At 66.9% G+C, this 15,647-nt stretch carries 12 protein-coding genes; 10 read left to right on the plus strand and 2 right to left on the minus strand.

What is annotated here, in order from left to right:
* Positions 1-92 precede the first annotated feature (92 nt).
* From C1926_RS19890 to C1926_RS19910, 5 genes are all read left to right on the plus strand, one after another.
* Positions 93-764 (plus strand): ion channel, encoded by a 672-nt coding sequence (locus tag C1926_RS19890; protein ID WP_079223143.1) that lies wholly within the window; start codon positions 93-95, stop codon positions 762-764.
* Between the two features lie 258 nt (positions 765-1,022).
* Positions 1,023-3,338 (plus strand): winged helix-turn-helix domain-containing protein, encoded by a 2,316-nt coding sequence (locus tag C1926_RS19895; RefSeq protein ID WP_108760401.1) that lies wholly within the window; start codon positions 1,023-1,025, stop codon positions 3,336-3,338.
* 115 nt (positions 3,339-3,453) lie between these two features.
* Positions 3,454-4,353, plus strand: a complete 900-nt coding sequence (locus C1926_RS19900; RefSeq protein ID WP_108760402.1) for a helix-turn-helix transcriptional regulator — start codon at positions 3,454-3,456, stop codon at positions 4,351-4,353.
* Positions 4,354-4,402: 49 nt separating this feature from the next.
* Positions 4,403-7,267: a TonB-dependent receptor gene (locus tag C1926_RS19905; RefSeq protein ID WP_108760403.1), complete on the plus strand. Its 2,865-nt coding sequence runs from the start codon at positions 4,403-4,405 to the stop codon at positions 7,265-7,267.
* Between the two features lie 177 nt (positions 7,268-7,444).
* Positions 7,445-7,648: a hypothetical protein gene (locus C1926_RS19910; protein WP_254057340.1), complete on the plus strand. Its 204-nt coding sequence runs from the start codon at positions 7,445-7,447 to the stop codon at positions 7,646-7,648.
* A 58-nt stretch (positions 7,649-7,706) separates the two neighbouring features.
* Here C1926_RS19910 and C1926_RS19915 read toward each other — a convergent pair whose 3' ends face one another.
* Positions 7,707-8,828 carry an HDOD domain-containing protein gene (locus C1926_RS19915; protein ID WP_079223137.1) on the minus strand — a complete coding sequence of 374 codons (1,122 nt, stop codon included), beginning with the start codon at positions 8,826-8,828 and terminating at the stop codon, positions 7,707-7,709.
* A gap of 151 nt (positions 8,829-8,979) precedes the next feature.
* Positions 8,980-9,516 (minus strand): inorganic diphosphatase, encoded by a 537-nt coding sequence (gene ppa, locus C1926_RS19920; RefSeq protein WP_005410935.1) that lies wholly within the window; start codon positions 9,514-9,516, stop codon positions 8,980-8,982.
* Positions 9,517-9,702: 186 nt separating this feature from the next.
* On the opposite strand from ppa, the gene C1926_RS19925 reads away from it, so the two are divergent.
* From C1926_RS19925 to C1926_RS19945, 5 genes are all read left to right on the plus strand, one after another.
* The gene (locus tag C1926_RS19925) at positions 9,703-10,200 is read left to right on the plus strand and encodes a hypothetical protein (RefSeq protein WP_108760405.1); all 498 of its coding nucleotides are present in this window, start codon (positions 9,703-9,705) and stop codon (positions 10,198-10,200) included.
* Positions 10,200-10,676, plus strand: coding sequence for a hypothetical protein (locus C1926_RS19930; protein ID WP_108760406.1), 477 nt, complete (start codon positions 10,200-10,202; stop codon positions 10,674-10,676). The genes C1926_RS19925 and C1926_RS19930 overlap by 1 nt, the downstream gene beginning before the upstream one ends.
* Before the next feature lie 82 nt (positions 10,677-10,758).
* On the plus strand, positions 10,759-11,259 hold the full coding sequence (locus C1926_RS19935; RefSeq protein WP_108760407.1) for an RNA polymerase sigma factor: 501 nt from the start codon (positions 10,759-10,761) through the stop codon (positions 11,257-11,259).
* A 103-nt stretch (positions 11,260-11,362) separates the two neighbouring features.
* Positions 11,363-12,325: a FecR domain-containing protein gene (locus tag C1926_RS19940; RefSeq protein ID WP_108760408.1), complete on the plus strand. Its 963-nt coding sequence runs from the start codon at positions 11,363-11,365 to the stop codon at positions 12,323-12,325.
* Positions 12,326-12,560: 235 nt separating this feature from the next.
* On the plus strand, positions 12,561-15,476 hold the full coding sequence (locus tag C1926_RS19945; protein ID WP_108760409.1) for a TonB-dependent receptor: 2,916 nt from the start codon (positions 12,561-12,563) through the stop codon (positions 15,474-15,476).
* Positions 15,477-15,647 lie beyond the last annotated feature (171 nt).

Raw genomic sequence — 15,647 nt, forward strand, 5'->3', positions numbered from 1 at the left:
TCCGTGGAAACCGCCGGGCATGGCCCGGCGCTACCACCACGCATCCACGCCGCACCGGCTATCCTCGCGCCATCGACCAGGGGAAGGACGCCATGCCCGTTGCCATCACCACCCGCTGGCTGGCCATCGCCCGCCGTCATCCTTCTGCCTGGTTGCTGGGTGCGCAGCTGATTGCCGTGCTGTTGTACCCGGCGCTGGATGACACTGCAGGCGGGCGTGCCGCACTCGGCGTGTTCGGCATGGCCGTGCTCGGCCTTGCGCTGTGGGTGGTGCAGCGCAGCCCGCTGGGAACCTGGCTGGCGCTGGTGCTGGCCATCCCGTCAGTGGTGTTCTCCATCGCCGGTGCGCTGCTGGACCGCCCGGCGCTGGGCACCACGGCGCAGCTGCTGGAAAGCCTGCTGTATTTCTATACGGCAGGCGCGCTGATCGCCTACATGCTGCAGGACCACAAGGTCACCCGCGATGAACTGTTCGCTGCCGGTGCCACGTTCACGTTGCTCGCGTGGGGATTCGCGTTCGCATTTGCAGTGTGCCAGCAGTGGTATCCGGGCAGTTTCCAGGGCAGCGGAGAGGGCCCTCAACGCACGTGGATGGAACTGCTTTATCTGAGCTTCAGCTTGCTGTCCGGGGTAGGGCTCAGTGACGTGGTTCCACTGCATCCGCAGGCACGCGCATTGGTCATGCTGGAGCAGTTTTCCGGGGTTATGTACGTCGCTCTGGTGGTTTCGCGACTGGTCGGCCTGACCATGATCCGGCGGCTTTGAAAATGAACGTTAGATAAAAATTTCGCGCCCAGAAGGGCGCGAATGATGTTGCTGCTTATGTGAATGCGTCGGCGAGAGAGAGCCTGATGTCGTCCACGCGTAGGCGAGGTAACCTGCATAGGCTAATATTCGTCGGCTTGGTTTTTTTTGCGGTATGCGCTGATGCTTTTTGCGGAATCTGGCTTCTCGCTGTGCCCCGGACTGAGTGGTATCGACCCATTGTTGTTTCCGTGGCCCGTTTCAAACCTGTAGCAGCAGATGACCAGCAGCGAAACCCAGCCGCCTGAAGCCGATCGCATACGCATCGGCGATTGCACCGTGACATTGTCCTCGCGAGAGGTCGATGTCGTGGGTGCGCGTCGTCCGCGTCGGCTGACGCCGAAGGCGTTGGGCGTGCTTCGCGTGCTGCTGCGTCAACCCGGGCGCGTGGTCACGCGCGAAGAACTGTTCGCCGAAGTGTGGCCGGATACGCTGCCGACCAACGATGTGCTGACCCAGGCCGTGACGCAGTTGCGCAAGGCGTTCAGCACCGACCAGGACAACGGCCAGGCGTACATCGAAACCATCGCCAAGACCGGCTATCGATTGCTTGTACCGGTGCAGGTGCTGGCCGATGCAGCGCCGGAAGGCGTGGACGACGCAACGCCGCCGCTGGCTGAAGCCATCGATGCTGCGCTGGCAACGCCGCCGCCTGCTGCGCAGTCGCTGGCACGCCGTCGCTGGCGTTACTGGCGCCGGCGCCTGCTGCTGGCGCTGGGCATTGCCATGTTGCTGGCGTTGCTGGTGATGACCGTGCTGCTGGTGCGGCGTCCGTCGCCGGTGAGTTCGCCGGTGGATGCCGCCGTGGAAGATGGCATGCGCGTGATCGGCAGCCCCGAGCGCCCGTACCGGCTGATTACCGCAACCGCTGGATTCGAGACCTATCCCACGCTGTCGCCGGACGGTTCGCAGGTTGCCTATGAAGGCGCCAACGAGGACGGCAAGGGCGGCAACGCGATCAAGGTGCAGACCTCAGGCAATGCGCCGGCGCGCCAGCTGCTGTCGCCGCCGGAAGGTGCCAACGATCGTTTCCCCACCTGGTCACCGGATGGCCGCGAGATCGCCTTTGCGCGTTTCGGCGCTGGCGGCAGCTGCCAGGTGCTGGTGGCCAGTGCCACCGGCGGCGCGCTGCGCCAGGCCACCCGCTGTGATGGCACCGAACTGCTGAGCTTCGACTGGACGCCTGATGGCCGTGGCCTGGTGTTCGGCAGCATGGTGGGCCGTTACGCCCATCGCGGCATCCGCGTGCTGGACCTGCCTACCGGGCAGTGGCGTGCGCTCGATTACGCCGTGGACGAGGACGATTTCGACTACGCCCCGCGTTACTCGCCGGACGGCCGCTGGCTGGTGTTCGTGCGCAACCCGCAGCTGGGCGATCTATGGCGTGTGCCGGCTGCGGGCGGCACGCCCGAGCAGTTGACCAACGAGGCAGCGGAACTGCGCGGCTGGGCCTGGCTCGGCGATGGCCGCAGCATCGTGTTCGGCCGCCGCGTGGACAGCGAAGCGCGCCTGTACTACCTGGACGTGGCACGGCGCACCCTGCGTGATGCCGGCCTGGATGATGCGCAGTGGCCGGCGGTGTCGCGACGCGGCGACATGCTCGCCTTCGTCCATCGCCGCGCTCAGTTCGGCGTGTTCAGGATGCCGTCGACCGGCGCCAGCGAGCGCCTGTTTGCCTCCAGTGGGCGTGACGGGCAGCCGATGCTTGCCCCCGATGGCCACCAGATGGTCTTCAGTTCCGACCGTTCCGGCAGCTTCGCGCTGTGGTGGGCGGACCTGCAGCGGCCTGATTCGCTGCGGCCGATCGAAGGGCTGCGCCCGGAAGGCCGGCAGGCCCCGGACTGGTCCGAGGACAGCCGCCAGGTGCTGGTGGTAGGCCGCGATGAGCATGGCAAGGCGGTGGTCTATGAGATCGCTCCCCGCGACGAGCGGCTGCAACTGCTGCCAGTGCCGGTCGAGCAGCCCCTGCAGGTCCTGTACGGGGCGGCGCCGGACCAGCTGCTGGTGCTGGAGCGTGATGCGGACCAGCACACCCGCTTGAGCCTGTTCGACCGCAGCAGCCAGCCCTGGCGGCGCCTGGCCAGCCTGGAAGGCGTGTCCCAGGCCCGCTTCGACCGCAGCGGCGGGCGCGTGGTGTTCACCCGCTTGGCCGCAAGCGGGCTGTGGTCGATCGATCCGGCCCTGGCGCTGGACAGCGTCCAGCAGATCAGCCAGGACCGGCCCAGCCGTTGGCGCTACCGGACGTGGACCGTGGCGGGGCAGGGCGGTGTTGATTACCTGGGCACGAGCAATGCCTGCGCCACCACGCTGGTGCGCATGCGCGATGGCCAGGAGCAGCCGGAGCGCTGTCTGGATGCGCAGCGGCTGAGTGCTGGCAATGGCCTGAGCGCCAGCGCCGATGGAAACGACCTGTATCTCGCCCTGGCGGTCAGTGACGGCGCCGACATCGGCGTCATGCGCCTGCCCCGGCAGCCACCGCCGCTGTTTCCGGCCTTCAGCAAGTTCATGATTTTCAAAGAGAATGGGCCTTCGTAACTTCTTCGTGGGGATCTCGTCGCGAATTCGTGGCGATCTCGTCAGACTTTCCTGACGCGGAGGCACCTGATTAGGCAAAACGGTGGCCTGTACTTGGCAAATCCGTGGTGCCTCCATGCGTCAACTCTCCCTGGCCGATCGCGGCCAAACCGTGTCCCTCGACAAGGCCATCGACGATGTTTCGCCGACCTGCCTGGGCGTGGCCCGTCTCGGCAGCCTGCAGACCTCCGGCACCAGCTTCACGGTGTGGATGCAGGTGCGTGGCACCTCCTGGGTCGAGGCGAAGGAAGGCCGCTTCCGGCTGCGCCAGGGCGAATGGATCGCGTTCGAGAAGGAATCGCGTCCGCTGGTGCAGGCCGGCCGCAATGGCCTGTGCGTGGGCCTGAGCCTGAACGCCGAAGCGCTGCGCGTGCTGGCCGAGATGGCCGACTGCGGCCTGTACGCAGGGCGTGGCCGGATGAGCCGCAGCGACGCCCGTGTCGGCCTGCGCCTGTGGCGTGACGCGCTGGCCAATGGCCTGCCGGCGCCGGCACTGCGCCCGCTGCTGCTGCACCTGGCAGGCCTGCAGCGCAGCCTGGCGGACAACGTGCAGCGTTGCCCGGGCCGCTCGCGCAGCCGCAAGCGCCAGGTATTCGGCCGCATGCAGCGCGCCCGCCTGTACCTGGAAGGCAACAGCCATCGCGTGGTGCGCATCGGCGAACTGGCCGAGCTGACCAACTTCTCCAGCTGGTACCTCTCCAAGACCTTCCAGAGCCTGTACGAGGAAAGCCCGCAGTCGCTGTCCGCACGCCTGCGTCTGGAGCGTGCCGCGGACCTGCTGCGCGACACCGACATGATGGTGGGCGAGGTGGCCGCCGCCAGCGGCTTCGACAACTGCTGCAGCTTCGCCCGCGCCTTCCGCGCGCGCTACGGCACCTCTGCTTCGCGTTTTCGTGAAAACGGCGCGAAGCTTCCGCCACAATCGGCAAAGTCTCCGGGTGTGTCGCGCAAATACAGCGCTGCAACGCAATCGTAACGTGCTGGGGTGTTTTAACACGCTGCTAACACGTACCTTGGAGAGATTGATGAACTTCCGTAATCCCGCAGTGCGTCTCGGCCTGCTGCCGGCCGGCATTGCGCTGGCGCTGACGCCTGCGTTTGCTTCCGCCCAGGAAGCGGCTTCTGGCACCACCGACCTCGATCGTATTTCGGTCACCGGTTCGCGCATCCGCGGCGCCGCCATGGAGACGCAGCAGCCGATCCTGACGATGACCCGTGAAAGCCTGGAAAAGCAGGGCTTCTCGAGCGTCGCTGACGTGCTGAACAACCTCACCTCGGCCGGCTCCCCGGCCATCTCGCGTTCGGAGTCGCTGGCTTCGGGCGAGAACGTCGGCGGCTACTACGTCGACATCCGCAACCTGGGCGCCGAGCGCACCCTGGTGCTGATGAACGGCAAGCGCCTGGGCGCTTCCACCGCCGGCCTGCAGGACCTGAGCCAGATCCCGATGTCGGCCGTTGAGCGCATCGAGATCCTGAAGGACGGCGCGTCCTCGATCTACGGTTCGGATGCCATCGCCGGCGTCGTGAACGTGATCACCCGCAAGAACTTCGACGGTGGCGAAGCGCAGGTCTACGTTGGCCAGTACGGCAATGGCGACGGCGACACCGAAACCTATTCGATGACCCTGGGTGCCCGCGGTGAGCGCGGCAGCCTGACCCTGTCGGCCGAATACAACAAGCAGGATCCGGTGTGGGCCAAGGACCGCTGGTACAGCCGTGACGGCGCGCTGGGTCCGAACTCGACCTCGGCAGACTGGAGCCCGGTCAGCCAGAACAGCACCTGGTGCAACCCGACCCTGTACAACTGTGCAGACGGCAAGACCGCGGTGTGGCAGACCCTGAACCAGGGCGGCAACCCGAACAACGCTGGCGACTACCACGAGCTGACCGAAGACGAATACGCCAATGCCAACCAGCAGATGACCCTGCTGACCGGCGTGAAGCGCAAGTCGGTCTACATCAACGGCACCTACGATTTCACCGATTCGATCAGCCTGAACACTGACCTGCTCTACAACGAGCGCCAGACGTTCCAGCAGATCGCCGGCTATCCGTACCAGTCCGCTTCGACTGACATCAACACCCCGCTGAGCGGCAGCAGCGCCTTCAACCCGGTGCCCGGCCAGGACGTCAGCTTCCGCCGTCGCCTGTGGGAAGTGCCGCGTACCACCGACAGCCAGCTGAAGACCCTGCGCTTCGCGCCGACCGTCAGCGGCTACTTCGACTTCGCCGGCAAGACCTTCGATTGGGACGTCGGCGCACTGTGGAACCGCAACGAGTCGATCAAGACCAACCGCGGTGACATGAGCCTGATCGGTGCCCGCCAGGCCCTGGGCGCTTCGTACATCGACGACAACGGCATTGCCCAGTGCGGCGTCAAGGGCGTGCTGAACCCGTCGCTGTCGGGCTGCCGCCCGTGGAACCCGCTGCTGCCGTACGGCGTTGCAGGCCAGGGTTCGCTGGCTGACCAGGAACTGCAGGACTTCCTGTTCCCGACCTTCACCACCCGCGGCATCACCAAGACCACCAGCTTCACTGCCAACCTGGCCGGTTCCATCGTGACCCTGCCGGCCGGTGACCTGGGCTTCGCCCTGGGTGTCGAGCACCGCAAGGAAGAAGGCAGCTACGTGCCGGACGCCTTCGCACAGTCGGGCCAGTCCACCGGCCTGGGCCAGAAGCCGACCCGTGGTGAGTACGATCTGAACGAGGTCTACCTCGAACTGAACGTGCCGCTGCTGGCCGACGTGGCCTTCGCCAAGGAACTGACCCTGAACGTTGCCAGCCGTTATTCGGACTACAGCAACTTCGGTGGCACCACCAACAGCAAGTTCGGCCTGACCTGGCGTCCGATGGACGGCCTGCTGGTCCGCGGCACCTACGCCGAAGGCTTCCGTGCTCCGACCATCAGCGACCTGTACGGTGGCCTGAGCTCGAGCTTCGAGTCGTACATCGATCCCTGCGGCATCACCGCTCCGGGTTCGGTCAACGGCAACGCCGCGTGCAACTCGGCCGGCGTGCCGGTGGGTTACACCCAGGTGGGCCAGGCCGGCAAGGTCTGCTCGACCCTGCCGTGCCAGTCGGGTGACCAGTTCATCTCCGGTGCCAACCCGAACCTGAAGCCGGAAACCTCGAAGAGCACCACCTTCGGCCTGGTGTGGAGCCCGCAGTTCGTGCAGGGCCTGGACCTGTCGCTGGATTGGTACAAGTACGAAATCAGCGACATGATCATCGCTGACAGCGTCGACCGCATCCTGCGTGACTGCTACGTGCTGGGCAACTCGGCCCGTTGCGCTGACGTCGTCCGTGGCAATGACGGCCACGTCAGCGGCATCACCTACGGCACCGCCAACCTCGGCAAGATGGAAACCGAAGGTTTCGACCTGGGTGTCAAGTACCGCCTGCCGGAGCTGGCCATCGGCCAGTTCAACATCGACTGGACGACCAGCTACATGTCCAAGTACGACGAGGAAGGCCAGAACAGCGACGGCGACACCATCACGATCGGTCGCGTCGGCGAAGCCGGCCTGTTCCGCGTGCGTTCGAACCTCGGCGTCAACTGGCAGTACGGCGATTTCGGCGTGAACTACACCGCTCGCTACTACTCGGGCATGAAGGAAGGCTGCATCGACACCGGCGAGTTCTGGTGCAATGCGCCGAACCACTACGCCAACGGCGAGGCTGACCCGCTGCGCAAGACCGGCTCCAACACCTTCCACGACCTGCAGGTCAGCTGGAAGGCACCGTGGGATGCCACCATCGCCCTGGGCGCCAACAACGTGTTCGATCACAAGGGTCCGCTGATGTACTCGGCCCCGAACTCGGCGTTCGCCTACTACGGTGGCTTCGACGTGGGTCGCTTCCTGTACATGAAGTACACCCAGCGCTTCTGATCCATCGAAGCGGTGTAGCAACACAAGGAGGGCGGGCCGCAAGGTCCGCCCTCTCTGCGTGTGGGGTCAGGGAAATCTGAGTTTGATGTTTCGGTGATCCCAATCACGGTCTGGGCGGCCTTTCCGTTGATACGGTCAGTCGGTCCAATGAAGGACGATTGAGAGATCGATATGAAAATGACGTTCGCTCAGAAACTTGCCGCTGTCTTCCTCGCCAGCCTCGCCGTGGCCGGCAGTGCCTCGGCCGGCATCATCGTGTGCCAGGGCGGCCGCTATTGCGCCGAGCTGCGCCAGGAGTGCCTCGCTTCGGGCCAGTACCTGCCCGCGTACTGCGAGGCGCTGTGGCGCGATTGCGTGCTGGACGCCTGTCCCCAGCGCTGAAACGACGATGGCGCGCCTCACGGCGCGCCATCCTGGGGAAATACGGCTTCGGGCCGGCTCAGGCTTCGGTCGGTACCAGCCCCATCAGGCTGTTGGCATGCTCGCGCCACTGCGGCAGCTTGTTCAGCACGCCGGCACGCTGCAGGTAGTCCTCGTCCACCGGGTCGCCGTTGACCAGCGCCAGGGCCACGTGCACCGCACCGGTCACCCAGAAGCTGCGCGTGTTGGCACGCTGCGGCTGCAGGTGGAAGGCCACTGCTTCAATGATCGGCATCGGCAGGCCCCACAGGCCCAGCAGGTAGGCACCGGCCTCGGCATGGCCGGGGCGCGGATCGTCGGCAAGCGCCGGTTCGCTGCGCTCGTTGCGCACGCCCGGCAGCAGCAGGCCGATATCGGCCAGCAGGGCGGCCGTCGCGCCCAGCTCGGCACTGGATTCAGGCAGCAGGCGCGCGGCAAGGCGCGAGGCCATCAGCGCGCGCTGCTGCAGCGAATTGCGCTCGGCAGTGGACAGCGTCGGTGCGGAAAACACTTCGCTGGCCAGCACCAGGTCACGCAGCGTGGCCAGGCCCAGGCGGGTCACTGCGGTGCGCAGGTCGGCAATGGTGCGGCCCTGGCTGAAGAATGCCGAATTGGACAGCTGCAGCACCTTGGCTGCGATCGCCGGATCGGCGGCAACCAGCTTGGCCACGTCGGCACTGTCGGTGTCGTCGTCATGTTCCAGCGCCTGGGTCAGGCTCAGGTACAGGTGCGGCGGCGAGGGCAGCTTCTCGATGCGGCCGATGGCATCGCGCAGGCGCGGGCTGTCCAGCACGTCGCGCAGCTCTTCCAGGCTGGTCAGCGCTTCCAGCAGCACTTCCGGCGCCAGCGGCAGCGGCAGGAAGCGGTGGGCCACGCCGATCAGGCGCGCCGGCGGCGGCCGGTTGCCATGCTGGGCATCGACCAGCGCGATACGGATGGTTTCAGGCCGCAGCGTGCGGATCTGGCCGAGCAACGTGGTTGCGTTGAGGTCGGGCAGCTGCGGGCAGACGATCACCGCATCCACGCCCTGCGCAGCCACCGCGGTCATCGCAGTGTGGCCATCGACGGCGGTCAGCGGTTGCCATTCTTCCCCAAGATCGGCAATGAATTCGCTCAGCTCAGCCGGCAGGCTGGCTGAATCCCCAACTAGCAGAATACGCACGACACATTCCCCTGGCTGTCTCGACGGTGTGCGTCGATGACGTGTGAAGTGACGCAATTTACCTAATACGGCGCCAACAGTGATGGCCCGCAGTGTTGAAACGTGACCAGCATCGCTCCGGCGCGCAGCACCGGAGCGATCCTGTTCAGGCTCAGGCCTTGCTGTCGAGGTGGCGCTGGTGCGCCTCGATCAGGATCTGCTTGGCCTCGGCCGCGCCACCCCAACCGTCCAGCTTGACCCACTTGCCCTTTTCCAGGTCCTTGTAGTGCTCGAAGAAGTGGCCGATGCGCTCCAGCCAGTGGCTGGACACCTGGGCGATGTCTTCGACATGGGCGTAGCCGCTGAAGATCTTCGAGACCGGCACGGCCAGGATCTTCTCGTCGCTGCCCGCTTCATCGCTCATCTTCAGCACGCCGACCGGACGGCAACGCACGACCGAGCCCGGGACCAGCGGCAGCGGCAGCACCACCAGCACGTCGGCCGGGTCGCCATCGCCGCACAGGGTGCTCGGCACGTAGCCGTAGTTGCACGGGTAGCGCATCGGGGTCGACAGGATGCGGTCGACGAAGATCGCGCCGGTTTCCTTGTCCACTTCGTACTTCACCGGCTCCGAGTCCTTCGGGATCTCGATGATGACGTTGATTTCTTCCGGCGGGTTCTTGCCGGGCGAGACGAGTTCCAGACCCATGGTGTGCTCCAGGTGGGGGATGTGGACGGATAGCTGACCATTTTATGCCTTTGCCGGGCGCTGTGCAGGGTAGGGCAGCGCCGACCTTCGTAGTGGTCCCCGCCGGAGGGGCCGGGGCGGGGTTCCCCGATAGGGCCGGTGCCTGGGGCGGGGCAGGCTGTGGCTTCATTCCCGAGGAACGCCGCCATGACCTGGATACGCTGCTGTGGCCTTGCCGTCCTGTTGACCGTTACCCCGCCGGCGCTTGCCGGCAGCCATGTCGATCTGATCGATTTCCCCACCAGCGAGGCCAACTGGGACCGCTTCTACGACCTGGAAGCTGCCCTGATGCAGGGGTTTGACCGGATCTGCGCGGATACGATCTGCGCCGGTGACTACACCAACTACCGGGTGATGCAGGTGCGCTGCGCGGTGCAGCGGCGGGCCGGCGTGGTCGACCGTTGCGCCTGGGTGGTGGCCGCCAGCGAGCTGCGCGTGCAGCCGGATACCGGCGAAGTGGAAGCAGACAATGGCCGCTGGGTCTGTCCTGTGGACCTGCAGCCGGGCGTACCGGTGGAACAGTTCCACGCGGTGCTGTCGGGGCCGGACGGGGTGGAGGCGCCATTCCCCGGCCTGGGCCGGGGCCTGTTTGACGGTCTGCTGGGGTGCCTGCAGGGGCCCGGCAACCACGGGAGGGTGCAATGATGCGCGTCCTGCGATGGATGATCGGCCTGCCACTGCTCCTGGCAGGCGTGCCCGCCCTCGCCGGGGACCGTTACGTCGATGCGCGGCTGTATCCGGACCAGGGCAGTGGCTGGGAGCGCTTCCGCGGCGTTGAACGTGCACTGGTGGCCGGCTTCGACGACGTCTGCGGCGACACCTTCTGCGAAGGCGAGTACTACAACCTGCAGGCCATGCGCCTGCGCTGTTCGGTGGAGCGGGCCAGTGGCCAGGTGGCGGGCTGCACCTGGACGTTCGCGGGCAGCAACACCTCGGTGCTGGATGACGGCAGCATCGAGGTGGATCTGCGCAGTTATGCCTGCGTGCTGCCGCTGGCGGAGGGCACGCCCCTGGAGAGCCTGCTGCACGCGCTGGAAACGGTGCCGCCTCGGGATTCCATCGACGTGCCACTGCCCGGTACCTCGACCAGTGTCTACGACGCGCTGGTCGATTGCCTGTAGGCCCGGCAATCGATGCAAACGTGACTGATTCGCATTTACGGAGTAGCATGCGCGCCGCCCCCGTCTGTCCCGTCCTCCGCGCATGCCTTCCAATGCCGCCACCCTCACCGAACTGCTGATCCGCGAACGGCCGGCGCTGCTGCGCCGGGTGCAGCGCATCCTCGGCGGCGACAGTGGTGCCGAGGATGTGATCCAGGCGGTCTGGTTCAAGGCGCGTGGTGTCGACAACCAGCAGTGCATCGACAACCCACGGGCCTACCTGTACCGCCTGGCGATGAACCTGGCCACCGACCATGGCCGCGAGTCGACGCGCCGCAACCGCCTGCTGGCCGAGCACTACCTGTGGCAGGAGGAGGACGAGGTGTCCACCGAGGATCAGGTGATGGCCCAGGATGAGCTGCAGCGGGTGCTGGATGCCGCCGGGCACCTGCCCGAGCCGACCCGCACCATCTTCCACCTCAACCGGCTGCAGGGGCTGACCCAGGCCGAGATCGCCCGCCGCCTGGGCGTGTCGGTCACCACGGTGGAAAACCACGTGCGCAGCGCCCTGGCCCGGTTGGCCTGGGCCCGCGAGGGTCGATGATCAATCGCCCTTGGGGGCCGCTGCACGACGAACGTCTTGATCCACGGGCCGCAGTGCGGTTCCGTCCTTTCCACTGCGCCTGACCGCGTCCGCCTGCCAGCCGATGAGCCCGCACTCCCCTTCCAGCGCCCGCGCAGACGACCCCGTGGCCGAACAGGCCCGGGACTGGATCGTGTTCCTGGCGTCCGGCGAGCACAGCGATGCGCGCATGCAGGCGTTCGAGCAGTGGCTGGCGCAGCCAGGGCATCGTCGTGCCTTCGAGCACGAACGGCGCCTGTGGCGCAGCCTCGGCGCGTCGCCGGTGGCAGTGGCCACAGCCGCAACGCTTCCAGCGGCGCGTGGGCGTGTGCGTTCCCGCCGCCGCCTGCACTGGGCCGCCGCCGCCGCAGCCGCTCTGGCGCTGCTGGTAACCGCCCCCGACGCCTGGCTGCGCCTGCAGGCCGACCATCGCAGCAACCACCAGGTGCAGGCGGTGCAGCTGCCCGACGGCAGCCGTGCGGTGCTCGATGCCGACAGCGCGATTGCCGTGCACTTTGATGCACACGCCCGCCGTATCGAGCTGCTGCAGGGGCGCGCCTGGTTCGAGGTGACCCCGGATGCGCAGCGCCGCTTCAGCGTGGCCGCCGGCAATGGCGTGGTCGAAGACATCTCCACCGCGTTCACCGTCGCCCGCCATGACAGCACCGTGGAAACCGAAGTGGGGCAGGGACGGGTGCGCGTGGCCAACCCGATCGATGGCGGCTGGACCTACCTGCAGGTGGGGCAGCGCGCGATGTACGGCGCACACAGCGGCGTGACCCGCCTGGCGGACGTGGCTGCCGACCGCGTCGGCGCCTGGCGCCAGGGCGAGCTGCTGCTGGATGACGCCACGGTGGCCGATGCCGTGCAGGAGGTGGGCCGCTATCGCCGTGGCCCGACCTTCGTGCGCGGTGACCTGTCGCGCCTGCCGGCAGTCAGCGCGGCCCTGCGCATCGACCAGCCGGAACAGGCGCTGGACACGCTGGCCGCGACCGCAGGCCTGCAGGTCACACGCCTGCCGCTGGGCGTCGCCATCGTCCACCGGTAGATCCACGCCATGCGTGGATGAATCGATCGGCAACCCTGCAGCCACGCATGGCTTGGCTCTACTGGATCACGCACCGGTAGATCCACGCCATGCGTGGATGAATCGGCCTTGGGGTTCCCCGCGCCCCATTCGTCCTACCCAGCGAACGTACCCGCCGCCGCCACGTACGTCGTTGTGTCCGCGCCCCGCGCGGATGACGCCGCGCCCGCGGCTCCGTTCCCCTCACAGGTTTCCCATGTCCGACTTCCGTCGTCCGGGCCGCGCACCGCGCCCGTCCCGTCTGTGCATCGCCCTGCTCGCCGCTGGCCTGGCCGGCGCCGCGCCGACCGTGCTGGCCCAGTCCAGCACCACCGCGCCCGCCGCGCTGCTGCGCTTCGACATTCCTGCCCAGCCGCTGGATGGCGCGCTGCGCGCCTACATGCGCCAGTCCGGCGTGCAGGTGGCCTATCCGGCCACGCTCGGCAACGGTGTCACCTCGCAGGCGGTCAGCGGGACGCTGTCGGCCAGTGATGCGCTGTCGCGCCTGCTGCAGGGCAGTGGCCTGGTCGCGCGCCGGGTCGGCAGCGACGCGGTGACGCTGGAAGCGGCGCCGGCACAGGCCGGCAGCGGCGTCATCGTTACCGACACGCTGAGCGTGTCCGGCGAGCACATCGACGGCGGTGCGGTCAGCGACGAAGCGCGCCTGCTCGACAGCTACCGCAGCGTCGGTTCCACCACCACGATCAACCGTACCCAGCTGGAACGCTTCCGCGGCACGTCCAACGGCGACATCGTCAAGGGCGTGGCCGGCGTCACTGCGGGCGATCCGCGCGTGGGCAACGGCTTCGACGTCAACATCCGCGGCATCCAGGGGCAGAGCCGCGTGCCGGTCATCATCGACGGCGGCCAGTCCAGCATGGACACCTACCGTGGCTACGCCGGCCAGTCGCAGCGCACCTACCTGGACCCTGACCTGATCTCGCGGCTGACCATCACCAAGGGCCCGAGCCTGCAGGCCAACGCCTCCGGGGGCATCGGTGGCGTGGTGGAAATGGAAACACTGAACGTCGATGACGTCCTGCGCGAAGGCCGCGATGTCGGCGTACGCGTGCGTGGTGGCCTGGCCAACAACAGCGCCAACAACCTGCCGGACTACGACGCCGCACCCCGCACCGACCGTGGCGCCAGTGGCAGCCAGTTCTTCAACGTCGCCGCCGCCGGCCACTGGGATCGCTTCGACCTGGTCGCCGCCTATGCGTACCGCGACAACGGCAACTACTTCGCGGGCAAGCACGGCTACGACGATTTTCCGCAGACGCGGCGCACGCTGGCGCCGCTGAACCCGCCGCGCACGGAAGTGTTCAACACGTCCTCGCGGTCGAAGTCGGCGCTGCTCAAGGGCACCTGGCGCATCGATGAGGTGCAGACCCTGGAGCTGGGCTACCGCCGCTATGAAGGCACGGCGGGCGAGATCATGGCCTCGCAGATCATCCGCGTGGACCGCGACCGCGTGCCGCAGTGGGACCCGGGCCACGTCGACATGGACAGCTACAGTGCGCGCTACCGCTTCAACCCGGACAGCGACAAGGTCGACCTGCGCATCAACGCCTGGTACACCGATACCGACAGCGTGATGTACAACAACCTGACCGGCATCACCCCGTGGTACTACGACCGCCGCACCGAGTGGTACGACGCACCGAGCTTCAGCGGCAACCCCGGTTACAAGGACGCCTACCGCAATCCGCTGCGGCAGAAGCACTTCGGCCTGGACGCCAGCAACACCTCGATCTTCGAGACCGGCGCAGGTCGCTTTACCCTCGACTATGGCCTGGCCTACAGCGACGAGGACATCGCGCCGGGCAGCTCCGGCCCGATCATGCACGACGACCTGGTCAACAACCGCTTCCTGCGCAATGCCGAGCGCAAGGAATACAGTGCCGTGGCCTCGCTGAAGTGGGCGCCGGACGAGCATTGGGAAGTGCAGGCCGGTGGCCGCTGGAACCGCGTGGACGTGCACGACCGCAACCGCCTGGCCACCCCCGACCAGTACGAGGTGCAGGGCCAGTACCGCTACACCGAACTGCTCAACGGCGACCCGAGCCTGCCGTCGTGGCGGGCCAAGCGCATCGCCCTGCTGAACTGGTACCCCGATGCCAACGGCAACTTCACCCAGGACTCGCTGCTGGCCTCGCCCTATGAGCGCGGTACCGTGGCTGACATCGGCGGCTGGAACTTCTACGACGCCGATGATGCCGAAGACCTGGAAGTGCCGGTCAGCTGGACCTGGTCCAAGCCGATCCGCCGCCGCGACAGCGCCTTCTCGCCGACCGCCAGCGTCGCCTTCCGCTTCAGCGAAGACAGCATGGTCTACCTGAAGTACGCCGAAGGCACCAAGCTGCCGAGCCTGTTCGAGACCACCCTGGGGCTGTTCACCGCCGCCAAGCCGGTGGCCGAACTCAAGCCCGAACGTGCGCGCAGCTGGGAACTGGGCGCCAGCACCATCCGCCATGACCTCTTCACCGCCGGCGACCGCCTGGCGCTGAAGCTGGCCTACTTCGACACCCGCATCGACGACCTGATCACCCGCGACTACCGCACGCTGTCGGCCGGCCTGATCCGCAACGTCGATCAGTTCAAGGTGTCGGGCCTGGAGTTCCAGTCCAGCTATGACAGCGGCAAGCTGTTCGCCGACCTGTCAGCGCACTACTACTTCAAGGCCAAGACCTGCGCACCGGACATCGCCGCCGAGCGTCGCGCCTATGGCGTGCAGCGCAGGATCGAGGAACTGGCCAACACGCCCGACTGCGTCGATGGTGGTTTCGAGGGTTCGTACTCGAACACGCAGAACCCGCCGCGCTACATGGTCAACCTGACCGTCGGTTCGCGCCTGTTCGACGAGCGGCTGACCTTCGGTACCCGCGTGGTCCACAACGCCGGCCCGATCAGCAAGCTGGACAAGGAATGGAACGTCGGCCTGTCGGCGATCCAGCAGCTGTACCGGCCGACCACCCTGGTGGACGTGTTCGCCAGCTGGAGCTTCAACGACCAGCTGTCGGTGGAAGCCAACGTCGACAACCTGACCGACCGCTACTACCTGGACCCGCTGGCCCTGGGCGTGATGCCGGCCCCGGGCCGCACCGCGCGCCTGGCGTTGACCTGGAAGTACTGACCGGCCATCCACGCATGGCGTGGATCTACTGAAAAACCGGTAGCGCGGATCAGGCAGAAAGACGGTAGCGCCGGGCCATGCCCGGCGGATCACGCAGATGAAACGGTAGCGCCGGGCCATGCCCGGCGGATCACGCAGATGAAACGGTAGCGCCGGGCCATGCCCGGCGCT

Origin of the sequence: Stenotrophomonas sp. ZAC14A_NAIMI4_1 (assembly GCF_003086915.1) — a bacterium.
GTDB lineage: Bacteria > Pseudomonadota > Gammaproteobacteria > Xanthomonadales > Xanthomonadaceae > Stenotrophomonas.

What these genes read in the sequence shown, in the direction of transcription:
- C1926_RS19890 (WP_079223143.1), top strand. Translation starts at nt 93, where the DNA reads ATGCCCGTTGCCATCACCACCCGCTGGCTGGCCATCGCCCGCCGTCAT.
- C1926_RS19895 (WP_108760401.1), top strand. Translation starts at nt 1,023, where the DNA reads ATGACCAGCAGCGAAACCCAGCCGCCTGAAGCCGATCGCATACGCATC.
- C1926_RS19900 (WP_108760402.1), top strand. Translation starts at nt 3,454, where the DNA reads ATGCGTCAACTCTCCCTGGCCGATCGCGGCCAAACCGTGTCCCTCGAC.
- C1926_RS19905 (WP_108760403.1), top strand. Translation starts at nt 4,403, where the DNA reads ATGAACTTCCGTAATCCCGCAGTGCGTCTCGGCCTGCTGCCGGCCGGC.
- C1926_RS19910 (WP_254057340.1), top strand. Translation starts at nt 7,445, where the DNA reads ATGACGTTCGCTCAGAAACTTGCCGCTGTCTTCCTCGCCAGCCTCGCC.
- ppa (WP_005410935.1), bottom strand. Translation starts at nt 9,516, where the DNA reads ATGGGTCTGGAACTCGTCTCGCCCGGCAAGAACCCGCCGGAAGAAATC.
- C1926_RS19925 (WP_108760405.1), top strand. Translation starts at nt 9,703, where the DNA reads ATGACCTGGATACGCTGCTGTGGCCTTGCCGTCCTGTTGACCGTTACC.
- C1926_RS19930 (WP_108760406.1), top strand. Translation starts at nt 10,200, where the DNA reads ATGCGCGTCCTGCGATGGATGATCGGCCTGCCACTGCTCCTGGCAGGC.
- C1926_RS19935 (WP_108760407.1), top strand. Translation starts at nt 10,759, where the DNA reads ATGCCTTCCAATGCCGCCACCCTCACCGAACTGCTGATCCGCGAACGG.
- C1926_RS19940 (WP_108760408.1), top strand. Translation starts at nt 11,363, where the DNA reads ATGAGCCCGCACTCCCCTTCCAGCGCCCGCGCAGACGACCCCGTGGCC.
- C1926_RS19945 (WP_108760409.1), top strand. Translation starts at nt 12,561, where the DNA reads ATGTCCGACTTCCGTCGTCCGGGCCGCGCACCGCGCCCGTCCCGTCTG.